General features: G+C 39.6%; 20 protein-coding genes. 8 read left to right on the plus strand and 12 right to left on the minus strand.

Annotated elements, in window-relative coordinates; genetic code table 11:
* Window positions 1-279 precede the first annotated feature (279 nt).
* Entirely contained in the window at window positions 280-2,487 is a 2,208-nt protein-coding gene (locus tag G0029_RS05820; protein ID WP_180107526.1) for an Ig-like domain-containing protein, read from the plus strand.
* A gap of 62 nt (window positions 2,488-2,549) precedes the next feature.
* Here the strand turns inward: G0029_RS05820 and G0029_RS05825 are convergent, their stop codons facing one another.
* Window positions 2,550-3,179 (minus strand): DUF2238 domain-containing protein, encoded by a 630-nt coding sequence (locus G0029_RS05825; RefSeq protein ID WP_180107525.1) that lies wholly within the window; start codon window positions 3,177-3,179, stop codon window positions 2,550-2,552.
* 212 nt (window positions 3,180-3,391) lie between these two features.
* Between G0029_RS05825 and G0029_RS05830 the strand changes: the two genes are divergently transcribed.
* Window positions 3,392-3,631: a hypothetical protein gene (locus tag G0029_RS05830; RefSeq protein WP_180107540.1), complete on the plus strand. Its 240-nt coding sequence runs from the start codon at window positions 3,392-3,394 to the stop codon at window positions 3,629-3,631.
* 158 nt (window positions 3,632-3,789) lie between these two features.
* On the opposite strand, the gene purB is transcribed toward G0029_RS05830, so the two are convergent.
* The 4 genes from purB to G0029_RS05850 are packed head-to-tail and all read right to left on the minus strand — an operon-like array spanning window position 3,790 to window position 7,605.
* The gene (gene purB / locus G0029_RS05835; RefSeq protein WP_111884214.1) at window positions 3,790-5,178 is read right to left on the minus strand and encodes an adenylosuccinate lyase; all 1,389 of its coding nucleotides are present in this window, start codon (window positions 5,176-5,178) and stop codon (window positions 3,790-3,792) included.
* Between the two features lie 56 nt (window positions 5,179-5,234).
* Window positions 5,235-5,966, minus strand: coding sequence for a high frequency lysogenization protein HflD (gene hflD, locus G0029_RS05840; protein ID WP_194087879.1), 732 nt, complete (start codon window positions 5,964-5,966; stop codon window positions 5,235-5,237).
* Window positions 5,967-5,978: 12 nt separating this feature from the next.
* Window positions 5,979-7,115 carry a tRNA 2-thiouridine(34) synthase MnmA gene (gene mnmA, locus G0029_RS05845; protein WP_180107523.1) on the minus strand — a complete coding sequence of 379 codons (1,137 nt, stop codon included), beginning with the start codon at window positions 7,113-7,115 and terminating at the stop codon, window positions 5,979-5,981.
* 4 nt (window positions 7,116-7,119) lie between these two features.
* A complete protein-coding gene (locus G0029_RS05850) occupies window positions 7,120-7,605 on the minus strand; it encodes an NUDIX hydrolase (RefSeq protein ID WP_180107522.1) in 486 nt (161 codons plus the stop codon).
* A 295-nt stretch (window positions 7,606-7,900) separates the two neighbouring features.
* On the opposite strand from G0029_RS05850, the gene G0029_RS05855 reads away from it, so the two are divergent.
* Window positions 7,901-8,647: an IS5 family transposase gene (locus tag G0029_RS05855; RefSeq protein ID WP_180168141.1), complete on the plus strand. Its 747-nt coding sequence runs from the start codon at window positions 7,901-7,903 to the stop codon at window positions 8,645-8,647.
* Between the two features lie 49 nt (window positions 8,648-8,696).
* On the opposite strand, the gene G0029_RS05860 is transcribed toward G0029_RS05855, so the two are convergent.
* From G0029_RS05860 to G0029_RS05880, 5 genes are all read right to left on the minus strand, one after another.
* Window positions 8,697-9,329, minus strand: a complete 633-nt coding sequence (locus G0029_RS05860; RefSeq protein ID WP_180107521.1) for a hypothetical protein — start codon at window positions 9,327-9,329, stop codon at window positions 8,697-8,699.
* Window positions 9,330-9,648: 319 nt separating this feature from the next.
* Window positions 9,649-10,179 carry a gamma carbonic anhydrase family protein gene (locus G0029_RS05865; RefSeq protein WP_180107520.1) on the minus strand — a complete coding sequence of 177 codons (531 nt, stop codon included), beginning with the start codon at window positions 10,177-10,179 and terminating at the stop codon, window positions 9,649-9,651.
* A gap of 103 nt (window positions 10,180-10,282) precedes the next feature.
* Window positions 10,283-11,431, minus strand: coding sequence for a D-alanyl-D-alanine carboxypeptidase PBP5/6 (gene dacC, locus G0029_RS05870; RefSeq protein WP_111884220.1), 1,149 nt, complete (start codon window positions 11,429-11,431; stop codon window positions 10,283-10,285).
* Between the two features lie 118 nt (window positions 11,432-11,549).
* Window positions 11,550-11,936 carry an MCR_0457 family protein gene (locus tag G0029_RS05875; protein ID WP_180107519.1) on the minus strand — a complete coding sequence of 129 codons (387 nt, stop codon included), beginning with the start codon at window positions 11,934-11,936 and terminating at the stop codon, window positions 11,550-11,552.
* Between the two features lie 214 nt (window positions 11,937-12,150).
* Window positions 12,151-12,525: an MCR_0457 family protein gene (locus tag G0029_RS05880; RefSeq protein WP_111884222.1), complete on the minus strand. Its 375-nt coding sequence runs from the start codon at window positions 12,523-12,525 to the stop codon at window positions 12,151-12,153.
* Window positions 12,526-12,641: 116 nt separating this feature from the next.
* Here G0029_RS05880 and surE point away from each other — a divergent pair, with 116 nt between their 5' ends.
* The 3 genes from surE to G0029_RS05895 all read left to right on the plus strand — a co-directional run bounded on the left by surE (window position 12,642) and on the right by G0029_RS05895 (window position 15,382).
* Complete coding sequence (gene surE / locus G0029_RS05885; RefSeq protein ID WP_111884223.1) at window positions 12,642-13,415, plus strand: 5'/3'-nucleotidase SurE; 774 nt, start codon at window positions 12,642-12,644, stop codon at window positions 13,413-13,415.
* A gap of 114 nt (window positions 13,416-13,529) precedes the next feature.
* Window positions 13,530-14,360, plus strand: coding sequence for a peptidoglycan DD-metalloendopeptidase family protein (locus tag G0029_RS05890; protein WP_180050620.1), 831 nt, complete (start codon window positions 13,530-13,532; stop codon window positions 14,358-14,360).
* A gap of 92 nt (window positions 14,361-14,452) precedes the next feature.
* Window positions 14,453-15,382 carry a LysR family transcriptional regulator gene (locus G0029_RS05895; protein WP_180004878.1) on the plus strand — a complete coding sequence of 310 codons (930 nt, stop codon included), beginning with the start codon at window positions 14,453-14,455 and terminating at the stop codon, window positions 15,380-15,382.
* 68 nt (window positions 15,383-15,450) lie between these two features.
* Here the strand turns inward: G0029_RS05895 and G0029_RS05900 are convergent, their stop codons facing one another.
* The gene (locus G0029_RS05900) at window positions 15,451-16,662 is read right to left on the minus strand and encodes an aspartate aminotransferase family protein (protein ID WP_180107518.1); all 1,212 of its coding nucleotides are present in this window, start codon (window positions 16,660-16,662) and stop codon (window positions 15,451-15,453) included.
* Window positions 16,663-16,860: 198 nt separating this feature from the next.
* Here G0029_RS05900 and grxD point away from each other — a divergent pair, with 198 nt between their 5' ends.
* On the plus strand, window positions 16,861-17,202 hold the full coding sequence (gene grxD / locus G0029_RS05905) for a Grx4 family monothiol glutaredoxin (RefSeq protein ID WP_067762767.1): 342 nt from the start codon (window positions 16,861-16,863) through the stop codon (window positions 17,200-17,202).
* 182 nt (window positions 17,203-17,384) lie between these two features.
* Here grxD and G0029_RS05910 read toward each other — a convergent pair whose 3' ends face one another.
* A complete protein-coding gene (locus G0029_RS05910; RefSeq protein ID WP_373685026.1) occupies window positions 17,385-20,018 on the minus strand; it encodes a Lon protease family protein in 2,634 nt (877 codons plus the stop codon).
* A gap of 205 nt (window positions 20,019-20,223) precedes the next feature.
* Between G0029_RS05910 and G0029_RS05915 the strand changes: the two genes are divergently transcribed.
* Window positions 20,224-22,368, plus strand: coding sequence for an AmpG family muropeptide MFS transporter (locus tag G0029_RS05915; RefSeq protein WP_180107516.1), 2,145 nt, complete (start codon window positions 20,224-20,226; stop codon window positions 22,366-22,368).
* The last annotated feature ends 196 nt before the right edge of the window (window positions 22,369-22,564 follow it).

The following is a 22,564-nucleotide window of genomic DNA, read 5'->3' on the forward strand; positions in this document are numbered from 1 at the left end:
CACTACTTTGAAAATTGCAGCAAGCGCGGCTAATACACAGCAATCCTTTATAAATACTTAGATAATTTTGATTATCCAAACTTGGCTGAATCTAAAATATTAAAATGGATAGAACCATAGAAACCGCTGTTATTGGCGTAGAATTTAAGGTGGAAAATTAAATAAAAATAATTCTGATGAATTAACATCCAGAATGGTTTGTCTGTTCAGCACCAATTTGATAAGGTACTTAACTAATTATTTATTAGATGTTTATTACATAATAACACTGAGGGCGAAATGACAAAAATTGTCGTGATATCAAAGAAAGATCAAACGATTTTAAAAGAAACTCAGGCCACAAAAATACAAATATCTCAACCGTCCGTTATTCAGTTAGAACTTAAGCCAGCCGATATTCAGTCGATCCATAGGGTAGGTAATCAATGTGTGATTACCCTGAAAAATGGTCAAAAAATCGTGATTGATCATTTTTATACAGATGAATTTAGCTCTGATAATTCTTTGGTTTTACATAGTGGGCCAGAGCAATTTGAGCTAGTCGAAATGGATGTCGATGGCAAAACGGTGAGTTATCGTTCAGTGAATGAATTTGCGCAGCCTTTATCTGCATCGACACAGTTAAATCAGGCAACAACACCTGCTCAAGCTACGGAAGTTGCAAGTGAAGATGATGGTTCGCCATCACTACTTAAGGCAGGATTGGCGATCTTGGGTGCAGAAGCGGTATATCTGCTGGCTTTTGACAAAGAAGATGAACAATCCTCTAGCAATGACAAAACAGCACCAAGTACGCCAACTGGAAGTTTTGATAGTGATGGAAAAGTCGTGTCCGGCAAGGCGGAAGCTGGTGCAACGGTTTATATCGTAGATGCGAAAGGCAATACGATTGGTCAATCTAAAGCAGATGCCGATGGCAACTATAAAATTACTTTAGATGACGCGATTACAGACGGCAATCGCGTGATTTTGTACGCGAAAGACAAGGCGGGAAATAGTTCTCAATCGACGATTTTAACGGGTAGCAAAGATACTATTGCTCCAGATGCTGCAAATGCACAAGTAGATGAAAGCGGTAAGTTTGTCTCTGGTTTTGCCGAAGCGGGTGCAAAAGTTTATGTTTATGCTGCAGATGGCACAACACTTTTAGGTGGGCCTGTGACTGCGGCAAGTGATGGCAATTTCTCCATTGCATTAAGTGATACTTTACAAGCAGGTGAGACGGCTAAAGTCATTGTAGAAGATAAAGCAGGCAACAAATCTGAAGCGCAGTCAGTTGAGATGGGCAAAGATACGCTTCGACCTGATCAACCTAAGATTGAAGTGAATAAAGCCGGAACTGAACTTGTTGGTATCGCCGAAGCCAACAGTACTATTAAAATTTTAGATGCAAATTTACAAGTCATCGCCACCACTACGGTAGATGCAAATGGTCAATTTAAAATTACATTGTCCCCAGCTCTATCGGACAGTAATCAGGCAACCATGATTGTGGTTGATGCAGCAGGCAATCAATCGATACCGTTAAATGTCACTGCCGGAACGGATAATACGGCACCCGTTGCACCAACAGCAACAATCAATACAGATGGTACAGAAGTGTCAGGAAACGCTGAAATTGGTGCCAAAATTACCATTAAAAACAGTGCAGGAAATACGCTTGGTACCGTAACTGTAGGTGACGATGGTCGCTATACGGTGAAATTAAGCAGCGCAATTACGGATAATAACGTTGTCCAAGTGACTGCGACAGATGCCGCTGGCAATAGCTCAAAGAGCACGCAAGTCATTGGAACAAAGGACACGATTGCTCCTTCCGCGCCGACATTGACGACTGTGTATGATGATCGCGAGACGACAAAGCTCACCATTAAACAGGGGGAGAGCACTCAAGATTCAACCCCAAGTTTTGAAGGCAAAGGTGAGGCAAATGCCACGATCACCATTTATAAAAATGGCGTCGCAGTGGCAACGGTCAAAGCAGATACCAGTGGAAAATGGTTGTATACACCAGAATCTGACTTAGCGGCAGGTAAGTATAGCTATAGTTTTACCCAAACGGATCTAGCTGGAAATACCAGTGCCAAAAGCTCAGCATTTGATTTTACCGTCGAAGCGATGACAGTTGCCAAAGTGAGTTTATTCTTGATCTCAGAAGAACAGGCTTCGAATGAATTACATGATCAAGCATCGCAGTTAGTAGATGATAATACTGTGTTTGATGTACTTGCGCAGCACAGTGTGTCGGGCTTTGGCTTAAACGAAATAAGCTCTTTTATTTCTGATGATCAAATCGATTTGAACAGCTTATTGAACAATCAAGAGCCAAACAATGCTCTTGATGTAATATCAGATGATTCATCTTATTTAAATGCGTCCATCAATACGGTATCGGGTGGGACAGCAGTTTCGAATGCAGCGTTCCAAACAGCATGGGGCACATTAGATCCTTTAGATCAATCCTTAAATGTGCTACCACTCTATTAATTATTAATACATCCATTCATGAATATAGCGATAAAAAAGCACTCGGATGAGTGCTTTTTTATTTAAGATTTTTTCATATTGAAATATAAAAGGCCGCCAGTGATCATCGCACCAAATGTTGCAAGCAGCATATCTTTATGCGCATCCCAAATATCACCTTGTTGCCCATTGTAATTTTCAGCGTCCTCTGGTGATAAGCCAATGGCAATCAGCCATTCGATCCATTCATAAAATAAACTGGTCGCCATGACGAATTGTACGACCAATAAAAAGAGTGTTCCGGCTTTTAACTGCGGTAGCCAGATTTGAAATATGCGATAAAAGAACGGGTAGAGCAGCAAACCATAGGCAAGATGTACAAGCCGATCATACATATTCCGGGTCCATCCCATGCTTTGGTCAAGGTTGAAACCGAGGAGAGCTTGTGTCCATTCAGAATAAGGCACATAAGAATATAAATAATGGGCACCAATGACATGAATCAGTAAAAAGCCAAGATACAGACAAACTGTTGTGAAAGTTAGCCCTATTTTATAGAGGAAAACGAGCAACACGATCAGCATAAACGCTGTGCCGATTTGATGGAGGATATACGCTTCCATTTCTAAAGGTTGGATACTGGCGATCACAATGGCAAGCGTTAATAACGCAAAAGCTAAGATGTGCTTAAGTTTTAATTTGAAATCAATCATGAAAAGGCAAAGCTCAAAATTTTTATCGGTGTGCAGTGGTTATAATTCGCGGCAAGTATAGCCATAATGCGATGAAAAGTGTTAGTTAGACGGCGCTAGAATTTGTGCATTATTTTTTCAAATGTCTTTAGTTTGCGGCTGGGGATAAGTATTTTTAAAAAGATTGTATTAAACTCAGATGAATATCGATGTTTAAGTATTTGGAAGTAACTATGGTCGTTGTTGAGGCATTTATTGCGACTCAAAATTGTTATTTTAACTATGAGTTTGAAGAACTTAATTCAACAGATGATTTTCCAGAAGAGCTCTCTGTGTCTTTGCGCGGCATGATGTTTCGGCATGAGATTCAATATCCCGATGCCACATATTATGTTTATTATTCAGATGTTTTAACAGGCTGTGAATTACAACGGATGAAAGATGATTGGGCGAAATATTGCCCTGCAGAATAAAATTACTTCTAAATTTTCTCTCTCCTTGTATAAGAGGGTTTGGAGGTGGAAATTCTCATCCTCTTGCGGAGCATGCTCTTCATCCCAAAGGGAGTAGGAGTATATAGGTGGAAACAAAAAACGAGGCATGATGCCTCGTTTTTTTGATCTATCTAAAATCAGATTTTAGAAATAAGATCTTTAATGTTTGCTGCTTGAGTCGATGCATTACCTGTATAAGTCGCAGGTGTCATTTCTGCAAGGCGTGCACGGTCAGCAGCAGGAACAGCTTCAAGCTCATTACCATTTACGAAATCAACCATCATTTCGCGAGTCATTGCTTGACCACGAGTGAGGGCTTTAAGTTTTTCGTATGGTTTTTCAACTGCATAACGACGCATAACAGTTTGAATTGGTTCAGCAAGCACTTCTTGAGCATGGTCGAGGTCTTCTAGAATACGTTGAGCATTCAACTCAAGTTTGCCAATACCTTTAGAACAAGCTTCAAATGCAATCAAGCTTTGTGCAAAACCAACACCCATGTTACGAAGCACAGTTGAGTCAGTTAAGTCACGCTGCCAACGAGATACAGGAAGTTTTTCACCAAGGTGAGCCAATACCGCATTCGCAATACCCAAGTTACCTTCAGAGTTTTCGAAGTCAATTGGATTAACTTTATGTGGCATTGTTGAAGAACCAACTTCGCCTTCTTTCAAACGTTGTTTGAAGAAACCAAGTGAGATATAGCCCCAAACGTCACGGTTAAAGTCGATCAAAATCGTATTGAAACGACGTAGCGCATCAAAAAGTTCCGCCATGTAGTCATGTGGTTCGATTTGAGTGGTGTACGGGTTAAATTTTAAGCCTAAAGATTCAACAAATGCTTGTGAATGCGCAGGCCAGTTAATTTCAGGGTAAGCAGAGTAGTGCGCGTTGTAGTTACCTACAGCACCGTTAATTTTACCTAAAAGTTCAACTTGTTTGAATTGTTTGATTTGACGTGCAAGGCGGTAAGCCACGTTCGCCATTTCTTTACCCAAAGTTGTTGGGCTTGCAGTTTGACCATGTGTACGAGACAACATTGGTTGTTCAGCGTGTTGTTCAGCCAAAGCAACGATTGAATCGATGATTTGCTGCATAGCTGCAACTAAAACTTCACGGCCATTTTTAAGCATTAAAGCATGAGACAAGTTGTTGATGTCTTCAGATGTACATGCGAAGTGAATGAATTCGCCTGCATTTTTAAGCTCATCGATATGTGCGATTTGCTCTTTTAAGAAGTACTCAACGGCTTTTACGTCATGGTTTGTTGTACGTTCAATTTCTTTAATGCGGTTTGCATTGTCTTCAGAGAAGTTCGCAACAATTGCATCAAGCGCAGCGTTAGTTTCAGCACTGAACGCTGGAACTTCAGTGATTTCAGGACGGTTTGCAAGCGCTTGTAACCAACGCACTTCAACAGTCACACGAGCATGGATTAAACCAAACTCAGAGAGGAAGGGACGTAGAGCATCACATTTGCTTGCGTAACGTCCATCTAATGGAGAAAGTGCGGTTAAAGCGTTCATAGCGATTCCTTAAATTTTGGAATTAAACGTAAAACAAAAAGCCCGTACTGCATCAGTTAAACCACCTGATACTGTAAACGGGCAAGATCTTGAATATCTTGTAGTAGCTTGCGCTTACTGAAAATCATACCCCATGAGCTACCGCCGAGCTGACGCCACAAGTGAGCCATTTGTAAGCCTGTGAATAATGTCGCGCGAATGCGATTGGTATGAGAGGTGTCTTTAAATGCTTCGGCATTACCACGAACCATAATACGTGGATTAATTTGGCCAGCAGTTTCAATATAGGTTTGCGCTAAATTGGCAATGATACTTGGATGTAAATAATTATTATCGAAAAAGGAAAGCTGTCTTAGGATTTTTTGTTGGGATTGTTCAATGATTTCGACAAATTGGGGATTGCTGTAGACTTTCTTTTCTAACTGCAATAACGCCATCGCATACGTCATGGGTAGCTTGGTATTGGCAAGTTTAGGAAGTCTAGATTTGGGAGATGTATTGAAGGGTTGAGTAATGCTACTTTCTAAGGTCTTTAAACCCAGTGAAATATCCGCCAAACCACTAAAAAAATCGAGCGTCTGACTAGACTGATTCGACTTGGGACGGATATTTAAACTGGCTTTAATGAGATGTTCAAAATAAAAGTTACCGCTTTCTCCGATACTCTGTTGCCCAGTCAATGCAGTCATATGAGTCAGCTGTGTTGCTTGAAATACAGCAGCTAACGCCAATGCACGATTTTGGCGAGTATTCAGAGTCTGAGGCTGTTGAAACGGTAACTCTGTCATCCGAAACAATCCTTATACAATAAAATCCGGTTTAGGCGCATTGGTATGATGAATCACACCGCCACCTAAACAAACTTCACCGGTGTAGAACACCACACTTTGACCCGGTGTAACAGCACGTTGTGGCTCATCGAATTCGACACGCACACCATTTGGCGCTGTAGAGTCTTTAAATAATGTACAGTCTTGGTCAGGCTGACGATAACGAGTTTTCGCTGTGCAGCGGAAGCCTGTTTCAGGAATCTCTTGTTCACCAGCCACCCAATCAATCGCTTCAGACCATAAAATGGTGCTTTGCATGAGTGGATGTTCATGACCTTGACCAACGACTAGGCGATTACCTTCGATATCTTTATGCAGTACAAACCAAGCGCCTTCTTCAGCACCTTTTAGACCACCAAGACCGATGCCACCACGTTGGCCGAGCGTATAGTACATTAAGCCGTGATGTTCACCAACCTCTTTACCCGTGTCTAAGACGATTTTTCCGGGTTGAGCAGGTAAATATTGCTTTAAGAAGTCATTAAATCGACGTTCGCCAATAAAGCAGATGCCAGTAGAGTCTTTTTTCTTCGCAGTGGCTAAACCAAGTTCTTCAGCGATTTTACGCACTTGTGGTTTTTCAATTTCACCTACAGGGAACAAAGTTTTGTTAATTTCACGACCATGCACTGCATGTAGGAAATAGGTTTGGTCTTTATTGTTGTCTAGGCCACGTAGTAGAGGTGCATACTCTTCACCACGTGAATTTTTTAGCGTTTCACCACGGCGGCAATAATGGCCTGTCGCAATAAAGTCAGCACCTAAGTTCACAGCATGGTCTAGAAATGCACGGAATTTAATTTCTTTATTGCAGAGAATATCTGGGTTTGGTGTACGACCTGCGGCATATTCTTCTAAGAAATGCTCAAAGACACGGTCCCAATATTCCATCGCAAAGTTTGCGGTATGAAGTTTGATACCAATTTTGTCACAAACAGCTTGAGCATCGGCAAGATCTTCCATTGCCGTACAGTATTCCGTGCCGTCATCTTCTTCCCAGTTTTTCATGAAAAGACCTTCAACTTGATAACCTTGTTGAAGTAAAAGTGCTGCAGATACAGAAGAATCTACACCACCAGACATACCGACGATGACACGTTGTTGCATAGGATTAAGCATCCAAATTTGAAATTAAGGGAGAATTTTGGTGCTCGTAAATGAGCGATAAAGGAAATTTTTGACCTGAAAGAGCATCTTGTACAGCTTTGATGACTAATGGACTGCGCGCACGGGCAGACTCAATGAGTTCATCAAGCGTCATCCATACTGCACCGACAATACCTGTGTCTAACTGTGCATCGGAATGGTACTGAATGTCTTTAGCTAAGAAACAGAAACGGAAATAAGTACGATCAGGGAACATCGGGGGAGTATAAGTATACATGCCTAGGAGGTTCATGATTTCTACATCGTGACCTGTTTCTTCCATGGTTTCTCGAATGGCTGCTTCAATAATGGTTTCGCCAGCTTCGACATGACCTGCAGGTTGATTAAATACAGTATGGGTCACACCTTCTGTATGTTCTTCAACAAATAGGAATTTTCCGTCTTTTTCAACGACTGTCGCAACAGTGACGTGAGCAGTCCAAGCGGTCATAGAAAAGCACCATGGGGTAAAAACGCTATTCTACAAAATTTAGGGAGCGGTGGCTATGATGGGAGGTGAATTCTTTGGAGAGAGATATTTTTTAGCGTAGATATTTATGGAACACTGTTTCATAAATGGGGTTGGAAACAATGAATCATAAAAAGCCCTGAACAGTTGATATAGGCTTTTTTTGTAATATGGATATGATTAATATTAAAAAATAATTAGGGTCTGTTGACATTTGTTGATTAAAAAAATAGCGAGATAGTAAAATTAAATCGCCAAACCCAATTTTACACTCGCTATGCCTCGAACAATGCTAAATGATCAACACTGGTCCAAGTTACTTGCTATTTTCCGTCACTTTAATATTTATCTCAAATTAAATTTACGGAATTTTATTGAAGCGATTTTATTTCGAATTAGAACAGGCTGTCCTTGGCGTGATTTACCTCAAGAGTTTGGTAAATCAAATTCTATTTTTAAGAAATATAATCGATGGTCTAAAAATAGTAAGTTTATGAATATTTTTAAATTATTCAGCCAGCATGCTGATAAAGAGTGGATTTTTATCGATGGGAGCCATGTACGAGCGCATCAACATTCAGCCGGTATTAAGAATCAAAGTATTTCCAAAAGTATTGGTGGTAATAGTTCAAAAATACATTTAGCAATCGATTCAAATGGTAATCCTATTGAATTTATTATTTCAGATGGAACTTCACATGATATTAAGGTTGCACCTGATCTTGTATCAAAATTAGATTTAACAGAGTCAGAAATGCTATGTGCAGATAAAGGCTATGATTCAGAAAGTTTCAAAAAGAAAATTAGAGAAAGTAATACGAAAGCAAACATTCCTCGAAGATCAAATGCCAAATCTAGCAATGATGATATGGACTGGTATATGTATAAAATCAGACATTTAGTTGAAAATGCGTTTTGTAGATTAAAACAATTTAGAGGAATTGCCACAAGATACGATAAGCTAAAACGTAACTATCAAAGCGCTGTTGCTTTAGCTTGTATATTTATATGGTTGCCTCTTTAGCTCAATTTATCGGCTGTAAATGTCAACACACCCTAATACATGCACTATTTCAATTGTTACTTTCAATTGCCATTTCATAAGAACCCTGAAATTGGAACTTCATTGTTTCATCTGTAGTCGAGTTAATGAATTTTTCCATTTGTTCTTTATACTCACCATGTCCTGATTTATACATAGCTAATAAATATCCCCATTTAGCATACGGATAGGCTGGATCATCTTTGGGGATAGTCTTTAATTCATTCCTTATACCTTCTGCTACTTTACTCTGACAAGATCGCAGGTCATTTTGCGGATATTTCAAAATTTGCATTAGTTCACAGTGCTTAAATAATTTAGCTTGAGTTGGTCTCTCATTGAGTTGTTTCTTATTTAATTCATAAGCCTCTTGATACATGTCTAAAGAGAGATAAATATTCATTTCTATTTTTTCTCGCTCATTTTGAGCTTGGATTTTTTTTACATCTAATAAAATATTTTTTAATTTTTCTTTAGATTTAGGGTTATGAATGTCTATATCATTCATTAATGTTCTGTATTTTTGGATGATAATATCATCTGATAGGGATATTTTTTGTTCTTCTACAACTTCATTTTTCTTTGGAATCTCTTGTGCATTAGAGCATCCAGTTATAGTGAAAACTGTACTAAAAAGAATAGTTAAAATTAGATATTTTTTCATGAAATACGTCTAGCAGCCGAAGTTAATGTGAATGTATGTGTTGTAAATCTTGGATTTGGATAAATTATTCCGCCATCTAATTTGGCTTCATATCCCATTTGCATTTCAACTTTAATTAAAGATGAAGTTTTCTTGATTAAACTGATTTTTTACAAATTTTTTTATTACAGACTTCATTTTCTATTTTTAAGTTTTTTTCTAATAAATTTAGAACACTTGCATTTCTCTAAATATTTTCATTAGTTGCTACAATAGCAAGTAATGCTAGACCTACCTGAGTTTTCATTTTTTTACATAAAAATCTTATGCAAAATCTATTTTATTTATAATTCCCCGACACCTTCACATAATTCTGCGCTGAATAAGGCAAGAACGCTTTTTCTTTATCTGTTAAAGGTCGAACTTTCTTAACGGGACTGCCCACATATAAATAACCACTTTCTAGAACCTTATTAGGTGGAACCAGTGAACCAGCACCAATCATCACATCATCTTCAACAATTACATCATCTAAAATAATCGTACCTATACCCACCAAAACACGATTACCAATAGTACAGCCATGCAATTTTACATGATGACCAATTGTGACATCTTCACCAATAATCAGTGGAGAACCCTCAGGCTTATCGGCTTTTTTATGACTCACATGCAACATTGAGTGATCTTGCACATTAGAGTTTTTACCAATACGAATATGGTTTACATCACCACGAATCACAGCAAATGGCCAAACAGAGACATTTTCAGCCAATACAACATCGCCAATCACCACTGACATTTCATCGATATAGCAAGAGTCAGCAATACGTGGAACATTGTCTAAATAAGGGCGAATGTTTTGGCTCATAGGAAAGTCATCTACAGGTTTTTAGGCAGTATAAAATAAAAAAGCACCTAGACCGAAATCTAGATGCTTTCACTTTAGTCTTAATATCGAGTTTTTATCAAACTTAGAATAAGTTGCTAAAGAATTGTTTGATGTGATCAATCATTTTTGCAAAGAAACCAGCTTCTTCAACATTTTGTAGAGCTACAAGTGGTTTTTCAGCAATGACTTTGCCATTAAGCGTTGCAACGTATTTACCAACCACTTGACCTTGTTTTAAAGGAGCAGTCAATTTAGGTTGAACAACCAATTGAGTTTTAATGGCGTTCGCTTCGCCTTTAGGCATCGTCACGTTAAAGTTTTCAGCTAGACCTACTTGAACTTGATTGTCTTTACCGTACCAAACTTTTGCTTTTGCAAGCACTTGTTTAGCAGGTTGAACTTTTACAGTTTCAAAGTTTGCATAACCCCAAGCTAAAATTTCACGTGTTTGAGATGCACGCTCGTTCATGCTTGGCGCGCCAAAGATCACTGAAATTAAACGTAAAGGACCACGTTTAGCTGAAGTCGTTAAGCAATAGCCCGCTTCTTCAGTATGACCAGTTTTTAAACCATCTACACTTGGGTCAGTATAAAGCAGGGCATTACGGTTGCCTTGCTTAATGCCATTGAACGTAAATTCTTTTTCAGAATAGATCGGATAGTATTTTGAACTGTCATGAATGATATGTTGCGCTAGAGTCGCCATATCTTTGGCAGTCGAGAAATGACCTTCAGCTGGCATACCTGTCGCATTGATGAATTGAGTATTCACCATGCCAATACGTTTCGCTTCTTGGTTCATCATGTGGGCAAAGGTGCCTTCATTGCCAGCAATATGTTCTGCCATAGCTTTAGAAGCATCGTTACCCGACTGAATGATAATGCCACGTAACATTTCTAATGCAGTTGCAGTACCGTTGAGCGGAACGTACATACATGACTCAGTGCTGCTGCCGCGACACCAAGCCGACTCATTCATACGTACTTTTTCATTTTCAGTTAGTTCACCGCTTAATAACTTTTGCTCAATGATGTAACTGGTCATCATTTTTGTCATTGAAGCAGGAGCTAATTTTTCGTTTTCATTTTTAGAAGCAAGGATTTGCCCTGTCTCATAGTCCATCAGCACATAAGATTTATTATTTAATTCAGGTGGTGCAGAAAGGACAGTTGCCGCGAATGAAAAACTAGGTGCAAGTAGTAATGCGGCAAGGGCGGTTTTTCGGGTCATTCTGGGTGGTTCCAATAACTTAGGTATAAGCACAAAGAGCCTAGCATTTTAGGACAAAGCTAGGCGGACTGCTATGGGGTGCAAGCGCTTATTTTAAAAGTATTGTAACCAATTGGTATTATTTGCTGTAAGCAGTCAATTCTTTGCAAATCGCACCATTTTTCTTATCGCCAGCTTTCTTCGCATCAGACTGCGCTTCTTTTAAAGCGTCTTTAAAACTTTTCTGTTTGCTGAGTTGCTGTAAAGCATTTACTGGGTTCTTTTCATTCGGCATATATTCTTTAGCTAATTTTGCATAACCCGCTTCAAACTTTGGTTGATCTTTGTCATTCACCAATTTTGGGCAGACTTCAGATAGTACATAGATAGCTGCAAGTTCTTGACTGGTCACTTGAGGTGTAGGGGTAACTTCAATTTTTTCATCTGCGGCATGTGCAGACATGGTAGTGAAAGCAAAAGTAGAAAGGCTAAGGGCACAAAGAGATTTTACAAAGGAGTTTTTCATTTAAATAACCTAAAAGATATCAAATAGCTAAAATTTATTTGCCTAGCTTAATCGTATTTCTGGTAGAGATCAGTAGAAAATTGTATTGAAGCTGTTTAGAAATCAATACATTGTGAAAGAAAAAAGGATGAGGCTATAAGGCTTCATCCTTTTTTTGGCAGGTGATGCAATAAGGACTAACCTATTTAGAGGACGTCCAAAGTTCAATGATCAATTAACCTTCATAACTTAAAACGTCATCACAAACTGATTTTTGCTCAGCTTTATCAGTTTCTTTAGCAGCTTGACGCGCTTCTTCAAGAACTGATTTATATTCGCTGTCAGACTGTAATTTTTCTAATGTCATTGATTTATCAGAATAATCAGCAAGATATGTTTTAGTGAGTGCTTGAATGTTGGCATCAAATTTTGCATTTTGACCAATAATCGCAGGGCATACTTCTAACATGACTTGTGCAGATGCAATATCTTCTTTTACGATGGTATTGGCTTCTTCTTGAGTGAAGTCATTGTCTGCGACCACAGTTTGAGTCATGCAAGCTGCTAGAGCAAAGCTCAATAAACCACGAAGTGCTACGGTTTTATTCATTTTGTACACACACATTTATGCTGGATGTTGAAATGTAAATATATATAATTATTCATATATTTCAATAAAATGTTCTTGCGAGTCATTTTTAATTTTTTAGTAATGGAAATTTAGTTGTGAATATTTTAATTGCCAATGATGATGGCGTTTTTGCTCCCGGTATCCAAGCTTTAGCACATGCATTGCGTCCTCTCGGTCGTGTGGTGATTGTGGCGCCTGAAAGCGAACGCAGCGGTTTTTCAAGTGCTTTAACTTTAGATCGACCATTACGACCTGTCGAAATTGCACCGAATATGTGGGCGGTAAATGGTACACCTGCGGACTGTGTGTATTTATCAATGAATGGTCTGTTTGATTTTGAATTTGATCTGGTGGTGAGTGGAATCAATAGTGGCGCAAATCTGGGTGATGATGTGCTGTATTCAGGGACAGTGGGTGCGGCATTTGAAGGCCGTTTAATGAAACAACCTGCGCTAGCCGTCTCTTTGGCTGGGCCAAATGTGCGTAGTTATAATAACCCAGAAGATTATGCAGTCGCCGCGCAATGGGTGCATGATTTTATTGCCAATGGACTACCTGCGCTACCTGCACGACATATTTTTAATATTAATATTCCAGATGTTGCTGAACTTCAAGGCACCAAAGTGACCTATCAAGGAAGACGTTTACAGTCCAAACCGATTACCAGTCATGTAGACCCGCGTGGTCGTCAAGTCTATTGGATTGGATTGGCAGGCGAGGCAGTGGCAGAGCCTAAGAAAGGCTTAACCGATATCGAGTCAGATTTCTTTGCCGTGGCAAATGGTTATGTCAGTGTAACGCCTATACAAATGGATGCTACAAACTATGAGATTTTGAATAACTTACACGCAGAGTTATCTAAAATTTAAGTATTAGTGTTATAACTTTGTGAAAATGGTTATGCCGCAACTTTTTTAGAGTGGATTTTTGCTAATCTTAGCCCATTCATAATGACTATATTTGAATTATTAGTGAGGAAGATGATGTCCCTGGTGTCACAATATCGCGTTATTACCGCTCCTGCAGCATTATTTAAGACCCTTGTTTTATCTGCTGCTGTGGTTACAACTTTGGTCATGACTGGCTGTGCGTCAAAACCACAAATTAATAATGCGACCCGTTATGCGACTGCTCCGGATTATTATACAGTTCGTTCGGGAGATACTTTAAGTGGCATCGCAGCTCGCTATGGCTTGAGCTATGTCAGCATCGCAGAAATGAACGATATTGCCCAGCCTTATCGCATCTATGTTGGACAATCCATTCGCCTTAAAAATAGTGGCTCTCGTCGTACGACGTCTACACAAGCCATGACTCAAGCGGCACCAATTCAACGCCAAACGATTGCAATGCCAACGCAAACAGCGCCCGTGACTCAAGCTTCAACCACACCATCGACAGTGACTCGAACTACAGTTCCAACGCCTGTGGTCAGTTCTTCAAGTTTACGTTGGGTGAGTCCAGTATCGCGTCCTACGGTATTACAAGGCTATAACTTAGCATCGAATGTGAAAGGAACACGTTACGTAGGTAATACAGGTGATCCTATTTTTGCAGCAGCTGATGGTCAAGTGGTCTATGCCGCCGATGGTCTTAAAGAGTACGGCAATTTAATTTTGGTGAAGCATATTAATGGCTATATCACTGCATATGCACATAACAGTAAAATGAATGTCAAAAGTGGCGATACTGTGAAAGCAGGGCAGCAAATTGGTGAGATGGGTTCATCGGGTACCAACCGCACGATGCTTGAGTTCCAAGTGCGTTTAGATGGTAAACCAATCAATCCAACTTCAGTTTTACCAAATAATTAAATATATAATGCAAAAGCAAAATATCCCCGTATAATACAATGAGTTGCTTTTATCGAAAGATGAAGCTTCTCATAAGTTTATGAGGGAAATTTATGTTAGATCAACTTCGAGCAATGGGTGTCTTTGCTTGCGTTGTGGAAAAAAATTCGTTTAGCGGTGCTGCTCGTGAGTTAGGTATTACCACGAGTGCCGTGAGTCAGCAAATCCGCTCACTAGAGCAGGATATGGAAGTCATTCTTTTACATCGTTCAACACGTAAGTTAAGTTTGACAGAAGCTGGACAAGCTTTTTTTCATAGTTGCCAAGAGATGCTATCTGCCGCAGAGCGCGGCAAAATTCGTATCAATGAACTTCGTGACGACTTAGTCGGTGAATTACGTATTGCATCGACACCAGAAATTTGTGCGAATCATGTGATTCCTGCATTGTCACATTGGATGTCGGCACATCGCGGTTTATCCGTTCATCTAGAAGCAGATAATCAATATATCGACTTAATTGATGGCCGCATTGATATTGCGTTACGAATGAGTTCAAAAATTGATGATCAACAGTTTCATGTGGTGCCATTGGCACATGTTGAACAAGTTCTCGTTGCAGCACCAAGCTATATCAACCAAACCAGTTTAATTACACGACCAGAAGATTTACAAAATCATGATATGGTTCAAATAAATTTGGTTAAAAACTTTCAGCATTTTGCATTTGAAAATGCAGTGACTAAAGAGCAGGTTGCATTGGATGTGCACTCCCGATTTACAACAAATAATGTATTTGCTGCAAAAGCAATGTGTCAACAAGGACATGGCATTGCAAGAATATTATATCTAGATACGCAAAAAGACTTATTAAACGGTTCTCTTGTTGAAGTTTTACCAGAATGGCGTTTACCATCATTTACTCTATATGCGGTGATGTCTAAACGTGATCAACAGCCTACTAAAATTCATCGTTGCCTAGATGCATTAAAATTGTATTTCAGTCAATTACCAGGCGGACGTGTATACCAAGAAGCCTCATAAAAACAAAAAAATTTGAAGAAGATATAAAAAAAGCCGCAATTAGCGGCTTTTTTTACTTTCGGCACATATTACGCTAGAAAGTTATTCACCATTTTAACAATGCGTTCAATCAAGATATCCGCTTGTTTTTTATTGATGTTCAGCGTAGGTAATAAACGAATCACAGAGCCTGCTGTTACGTTAATAATCAAGTGATGCTCATCACGTGCAATATTCACAAGTTCGCCACATGCTTTAGGTAATTCAATGCCGACCATTAAACCAAAACCACGAACAGTCACGTTTTGCTCTGCAAGTTGCTCTGTGAATTGCTCAACAAGATACGCACCCATATTTGCAGCATTTTCAACAAGGTTTTCTTTTTGAATGGTATCAATCACGGTATAAACCACACGTGAACCTAATGCTGTACCGCTATAAGTTGAACCGTGGTTACCCGCTGTTAAAACGCCAACACCACGACCTTGAGTCATGACTGCGCCGATAGGGAAGCCATTACCCAGACCTTTAGCTGTAGTTAGCACATCAGGAACAATATTAGTGTGTTGATACGCAAAGTATTTACCTGTACGACCATTACCTGTTTGCACTTCATCAAGCATCATTAACCAGTTGTGCTGATTACAGATTTGACGAATTTCTTCTAGGTAGCTAAAACCCTGAGGTGCAGTATTTACACCACCTTCACCTTGGATCGGCTCAACCAAAATCGCTACGATGTCAGGGTGGTGAATCGCCGCTTCCTCAATCGCTTCGATATCACCGAAAGGTACACGGATAAAACCTTCAACCAATGGGCCAAAGCCTTCTTGAACTTTTTTGTTACCTGTTGCAGATAAGGTTGCCATGGTACGACCATGGAAAGAATGATCAGCAACGATAATTTTTGGTGTTGCGACACCTTGCATATGACCAAATTTACGTGCAATTTTGATTGCACCTTCATTTGATTCTGCACCACTATTTGAGAAGAAAACTTCTTCCATACCCGCAACTTCAGCTAATTTTTGCGCAGCAGCCGTTTGCCAAGGCACTTCAAATAAGTTACTGGTATGAATGAGGGTCGCTGCCTGTTCAGCAATTGCAGCTGTAATTGCAGGATGTGAGTGACCTAAACCACAAACAGCTATCCCTGTCAGTGCGTCTAAGTATTCTGTGCCATCTGCGGTATACAGGTGAGCACCTTGACCTCGGACAAAGCTGATCGGTTGGCGGCCAAATACTGGCATCAAGTGCGATGGTTGATCAGTTTGTACTGGGGCAAGGGTAATGTTATTCATGACTAACTCTAATTTGTCAGGTGATTGAAATAATATAGAGGAGACGCCATATATATATGAGCATCAAGAGGTCTATATAAGCAAAATATGACTCACTTGAAAAGCTGAAATGTAAATAAAACGTGAAATATTGCTTTAGTCATATTGTTTTACTCAGTTTTGGGTATAATGCGAAGCAGATTTATTGAGGATATATCAATGACTGAACAAGCACGCGATACAGAAGCGTTAATTCGTGACCAAATTGCTAAACACGCAGTTCTACTTTACATGAAAGGCACTCCACAGTTTCCACAGTGTGGTTTCTCTGCGCGTGCAGTAGAAGCGCTCAGTCAAATTGGTCGTCCATTTGCTTATGTAAATATTCTTGAAAATCAAGATATTCGCGCAACTCTTCCACAAATTGCAAACTGGCCGACTTTCCCACAATTATGGATCAATGGTGAATTGATCGGTGGTAGTGACATTATGCTTGATATGTTCCAAAAAGGTGAATTACAACCTTTAGTTGAACAATATAGCCCAGCTCCGGAAGCTTAATTGGATGTGTATTTGATGATTTTAATCATTGGATACAGATAAAAAATAGCGCCTTTAAGGCGCTTTTTTTATGACTTAATTATCTAAAAAGTCTGGGGTTATGCGTTTTTCCACCATTTCAAAGGCATTTAAAGTGCAATGAATGGTGGAAAAATCAACAAATGAATAATCTAATCGAACATTTATGACGGATTGTCTTCAGTCGGACTTTCTTCAATGACTTGCTCATTTTCAGCAGTACTGTCTTGAGCTTCAGACTTCTTTGCCTTTTTATCTTTGTCCTTTTTTGACTTCTTCTTTTTTTTCTTTTTCTTTGGCTCTTCTTCCTCAAACTCAGCACCATCTTCAATCGCTTGCCAGTATTCAAGTTGCTCCATGACAGCAGCGTAGATTGAGCCTTTGCTATAACGACCTTTTTTATCAAGAGTGCCTACTGGACGCGCCATCAAAATTTCTAGAGCTTGGTCAATGGTATCTATAGCGTGAATATGGAATTGACCTTGTTGCACAGCTTCAATCACATCTTTGCGTAACATCAAGTGCTGCATATTTTGGCGTGGAATAATCACACCTTGCTTGCCTGTTAACCCTTGTAATTTACATGCATCATAGAAGCCTTCAATCTTGGCATTTACACCCCCAATCGGTTGAACTTGACCCAATTGGTTCATTGAGCCAGTGATTGCCCATGATTGATCGATCGGTAATTGGCTAATAGCGGAAATCAGTGCTGAAAGCTCTGCAACAGTTGCGCTGTCGCCATCTACTTGGCCATAGCTTTGCTCAAAGGCAAGGGCAGCAGAAAAATGTAAAATTTGTTCACGACCAAAGTGTGCCTTTAAGAAACTCGACATCAGCAGGACGCCTTTGGCATGCAGAGAACCACCGAGTTCTACACTACGCTCGATATCTAAAATATCGCCGCCACCTTGATAAACCGAAGCCGTTAAACGTGACGGTAAACCAAATTCAACATCAGCATATTGAATCACAGAGAGGGCGTTAATCTGCCCGAATCGATGACCTTTGGTTTCGATTAACTGTGTACCGCGAGTGAGATCTTGCCAATATAATTCACGTAAGTAGCCTAGACGGTATTTACGATGATCAAGAGCGGTGTTGATATGTGTTTCTGTCACCATTTTATCGCCAGCAAGTGCTGCATGATGATGTGCTTCACGAATCAAATCACCTAAGGTGAGGGCATGTAATGACAAAGAGCTTTGATCTTCAGCTTGACGACTTGAATCAGTTAACAGTGCAGCAAGTGCTGTACGGTCAAACGGCAGAAGTTTGTCTGTTTGCACATAATCAGCAATTAGCTGCATATATGCCTGCTCATTAATGTCATTACGTTGTAATGTATCGGTAAAATCGGCACGAATTTTAAAGACACTGCCCAGTTCTGGTTCGAGTTCTAAAATATCGTAATAAATATCAGGTTCAGCAAGCAGGATCACTTTGATATTTAAATCAATAGCTTCAGGCTCAATCGAAATACTGCCTGTCAATGTAAGCATATGTTCAAGTGAAGACAGCTTTAAATGTCCTGATTTTAATGCACGTTTTAGACCTTGCCATGCATAAGGCTGTTCTAAAAGTTGTTCAGCTTCCAAGATGAGGAATCCACCATTGGCCTTATGTAATGCACCGGGACGGATTAAGGTAAAGTCTGTGGTGATGGTACCGTTTTGAGTTAGTTGTTCAACATGACCTAACAAATTGTAATGGGTAGGGAAATCTTCAAAAATGACGGGCGCACCAGCATTAGGTTTGTGTGTGGCAATGATGTTTGCTTGGTAGCGAGATGGCACGCGGTTAAATAGGCCAGGTGTAAAGTCATCTTCTTCTTGCTCAAGCACAAACTCAACATTTTGAATGATGTCATCTGCATATTGCTTCAGATAATCTTCCAAGCCTTCAACCATGCTAAATTTATTTTGAATTACATCAATACGCGGCATGACGACTTGTTTAGCAATTTCACGGTTTAAAACCTGAACTTTATCGCGTGCGTCATCTTCAAGATCACCAAGATGTAGACCAAGACGTTCAAGTTTTTTATCCATATAACGGACGTTTGACGCAATTTCAGCACGTTGTTTGCTGCTTAAAGCATTGATGTCTTCTTTCGACATTTCTTGGTATTTGTTATCGACCAAATGCATCGGAACGAAACAATGATCATCATCCTGAGAAATCAGTTTAAGATCGAGCTCTTCACCTTCTCGGGTTAATTCAACTAAAGCAAGATGTTGTTCATCACCAGCATGTTGGCGAATCATTTCAATGCGATTGTGATAGGTTTCTGCGGTGAAGCGACGTTCAAGCTGTTTTAATATAGTTTGCCAACTTTGATGTAATAACGTTTGGAATTTTGTCGCTTGACCAGAAGGAAGTTTCAGCGCAATCGGTTCACGCGGAAACTTGAAATTATTGACATACACCCAGTCTGAAGGCGTTGGCATATTTTTAGCGTGTTGTTGTAATAAGCGCTTAATCATGGTGCGCTTACCTAAGCCTGCGGTACCTACAGCAAAAATGTTATAGCCTGAATAGGGTAATGCAATGCCAGCCTCGACCGAAGCTCGGGCACGATCTTGTCCTAAAAAGTCATTAAGTGGTTTGATCCGCTTGGTAGACGTTGGTATTTTTTTGAGTTCAGGTGTATGCGTCAGCTGAAGCGGCTGCAACTGGGTTTTAGTTAAAGTATTCTGTATTTCGGGTTGATCAAAAGCGCTCTTTAGTGTCGTTACTGTTTCTGCTAAGTTTTTTGTGTTGGTTTCATTAATGGTGGTTGATAAAGAAGAGTGAATTTGTTCAAGTCGCTGGGTCACTGTTGAATCCAAAAAACTAAAGAATAGAGATATGTAATTAAGGTATACAGGTTTAATGCCAAAGATCAAGCAACAGCATGCGAAATATCGATAAAATAAAACAATGATTTCATAAATGTTGTTGAAACCGTTGTCATTAAGCGCTTGAATAGCAACATTCGATTTTGACAAAAATAACTGAGTCATGACAACACAAGCTTCAGGATGGAAATCTGCTTTTACTGCATTTTTAGACCGACGTGCGCTGATTATGCTTTTTCTTGGCTTTTCGGCCGGTATTCCAATTTTACTGATCTTTTCCAGTTTATCGCTTTGGTTAGGTGAAGCAGGAATTGATAAAAGTGCAGTAACTTTTTTTAGTTGGGCTGCACTTGGCTATTCGTTTAAGTTTGTTTGGGCACCCTTAATTGATGAGTTGCCTGTACCATTTTTAACCAAACAACTCGGACGTCGCCGTGCATGGTTGTTGATCGCTCAGGTTCTCATTATCTGTGCAATTTGTATCATGGCATTTTCAGACCCAGCTTTAGGGCAAAGCTATATTTACCAAATGGCTGCTGGAGCCGTATTACTTGGTTTTTCTGCTGCAACGCAAGACATTGTGATTGATGCGTATCGTATTGAGTTGGCAGAAACTGAAATGCAGACCGTTTTAGCTTCGACCTATAATGCAGGTTATCGTATCGGCATGATCGTGGCAGGTGCAGGGGCGTTATTTTTGGCTGCATATTTAGGCACGGCCAAAGGTAACTATATTTATGAAGCTTGGAAATATACTTACCTTGCAATGGCTGCTGTAATGGTTATCGGTATTATCACAACTTTATCGATACGTGAGCCGCAAGTTGACCGTGTACAAAAGCATTATAAACGGACCGACTATTATCGTTTAGTCGCTGTATTCTTTGCTGCGGTGGTTGCCTTTGTCTTGAGTTATATCTATTCAGGTGTAGCGGTTGAAAGCTTGAAAGAGCAGTGGCAAATTTCAGACTCATTCGCCTTGTTCTGTTTAGAGGCTGTACGCTTTATTGGTTCAGCTGTGGTTGCTTTTGGTGTCGGTTCTGTTTTAGTGAAATCGGGTGCTGTAAATAAGCAGATGGCATTTGAAACTTGGGTTAATCCAGTTGCAGATTTCTTTAAGCGTTATGGTCTAAAACTGGCTTTAGTGTTGTTGTTACTTATTGGTTTTTACCGTATTTCCGATATTATCGCCGGCGTCATTTCTAATGTGTTTTATCAAGATTTAAACTTCACCAAAGAGCAGATTGCCGAAGCTGTAAAAGTCTATGGTGTGATATTTAGCTTGGTTGGTGGCTTCCTTGGCGGTTTGCTAGCGCAGCGCATGAACATTATGAAATTGATGTTTGTTGGTGCAATTTTAGCAAGTTCAACAAACTTGATTTTTATCGGTCTGGTCAAATCAGGTCAGCCATTGAGTGATGTCACTGTCAATGTAGCAGGGCAGCAATATACAGCGACGCCGGATGATACGGGTGCTTGGGCAGTTCAAATTCCAAAAGCAGTCTTGGCTGCAGATCAAAATATTAAAGTCAGTGCGGATTATCAGTCTAAGAATCAACATCCAATACAGGTGAGTTTGCCGTATCTGAATAATGCTTTTGCAAACTCAGCAATGATGTTGTTGCCAGTGACTTCAGATAACACGATTTCAGCTCAAGAGACTGCAAATAGTATCGTGGTCCGTGGACAATACTTGGCAGGCGAGTTAAAAGAAAGTCAAAAAATTCAAATTATTTTGGATGCTAAACCATTCGACGCGAAGCTTGATAAAACTGGTGTTTTTAGTGCTGCAATTCCAGGTCAAGCGCTCGAAACAGCAAAGCAAAAAACATTAACGGCTCAACTACTAGAAAATGATGTGGTGAAAAAGAGTGTCGATTTAGCATATCAAGTGAATACATCGGCCAATATGGCGGGTGTGCTTGGTGTTGATATTCAACCGATTAACTTAGCAAGTGCTGAACAGAATGTGGACATCAAAGGTAAGGTCATTAAGCCTTATAGTTCGCTGTGGCTGTATTTTGCGATTATTGTTGATAACTTGGCTTCTGGTCTTGCTGGTGCGGCATTTATTGCATTTTTATCGAGCTTAACCAGTGTTTCTTTCACAGCTGTTCAATATGCCATCTTTAGTTCATTAATGACCTTAACCCCTAAAATTTTAGGCGGTTACTCAGGTACGATTGTGACCAATATCGGTTATCCAAACTTTTTCTTGATGACAACTCTAATTGGTATTCCGATTTTAATTTTAGTGGTTTGGGTCGCCAAACTATTGAGAGAACATGAACAGAAATCCAGTTCATAATTCAATTTAACTTAAAAAAAGCCTATTCAGTTTGAGTGGGCTTTTTTATTCTAAGCTGTTGAATAGCCTAAGCAGGTCTACGGTTTTGGACAAGGATATTTGAAATAAGGCGGTATATGTGCTCTAGACTTAAATTGAACTTTGCATGTTAAATCCCTATAGTATTCAAACATAATGATAGATTTAGGAAACTCGA

The organism is Acinetobacter sp. YH12138, assembly GCF_015218525.1.
Classification (GTDB): domain Bacteria; phylum Pseudomonadota; class Gammaproteobacteria; order Pseudomonadales; family Moraxellaceae; genus Acinetobacter; species Acinetobacter amyesii.

Excerpts from the sequence above, each read along its gene's own strand:
- G0029_RS05820 (WP_180107526.1), top strand. The coding sequence starts at position 280 with ATGACAAAAATTGTCGTGATATCAAAGAAAGATCAAACGATTTTAAAA.
- G0029_RS05825 (WP_180107525.1), bottom strand. The coding sequence starts at position 3,179 with ATGATTGATTTCAAATTAAAACTTAAGCACATCTTAGCTTTTGCGTTA.
- G0029_RS05830 (WP_180107540.1), top strand. The coding sequence starts at position 3,392 with ATGGTCGTTGTTGAGGCATTTATTGCGACTCAAAATTGTTATTTTAAC.
- purB (WP_111884214.1), bottom strand. The coding sequence starts at position 5,178 with ATGAACGCTTTAACCGCACTTTCTCCATTAGATGGACGTTACGCAAGC.
- hflD (WP_194087879.1), bottom strand. The coding sequence starts at position 5,966 with ATGACAGAGTTACCGTTTCAACAGCCTCAGACTCTGAATACTCGCCAA.
- mnmA (WP_180107523.1), bottom strand. The coding sequence starts at position 7,115 with ATGCAACAACGTGTCATCGTCGGTATGTCTGGTGGTGTAGATTCTTCT.
- G0029_RS05850 (WP_180107522.1), bottom strand. The coding sequence starts at position 7,605 with ATGACCGCTTGGACTGCTCACGTCACTGTTGCGACAGTCGTTGAAAAA.
- G0029_RS05855 (WP_180168141.1), top strand. The coding sequence starts at position 7,901 with ATGCCTCGAACAATGCTAAATGATCAACACTGGTCCAAGTTACTTGCT.
- G0029_RS05860 (WP_180107521.1), bottom strand. The coding sequence starts at position 9,329 with ATGAAAAAATATCTAATTTTAACTATTCTTTTTAGTACAGTTTTCACT.
- G0029_RS05865 (WP_180107520.1), bottom strand. The coding sequence starts at position 10,179 with ATGAGCCAAAACATTCGCCCTTATTTAGACAATGTTCCACGTATTGCT.
- dacC (WP_111884220.1), bottom strand. The coding sequence starts at position 11,431 with ATGACCCGAAAAACCGCCCTTGCCGCATTACTACTTGCACCTAGTTTT.
- G0029_RS05875 (WP_180107519.1), bottom strand. The coding sequence starts at position 11,936 with ATGAAAAACTCCTTTGTAAAATCTCTTTGTGCCCTTAGCCTTTCTACT.
- G0029_RS05880 (WP_111884222.1), bottom strand. The coding sequence starts at position 12,525 with ATGAATAAAACCGTAGCACTTCGTGGTTTATTGAGCTTTGCTCTAGCA.
- G0029_RS05890 (WP_180050620.1), top strand. The coding sequence starts at position 13,530 with ATGTCCCTGGTGTCACAATATCGCGTTATTACCGCTCCTGCAGCATTA.
- G0029_RS05895 (WP_180004878.1), top strand. The coding sequence starts at position 14,453 with ATGTTAGATCAACTTCGAGCAATGGGTGTCTTTGCTTGCGTTGTGGAA.
- G0029_RS05900 (WP_180107518.1), bottom strand. The coding sequence starts at position 16,662 with ATGAATAACATTACCCTTGCCCCAGTACAAACTGATCAACCATCGCAC.
- grxD (WP_067762767.1), top strand. The coding sequence starts at position 16,861 with ATGACTGAACAAGCACGCGATACAGAAGCGTTAATTCGTGACCAAATT.
- G0029_RS05915 (WP_180107516.1), top strand. The coding sequence starts at position 20,224 with ATGACAACACAAGCTTCAGGATGGAAATCTGCTTTTACTGCATTTTTA.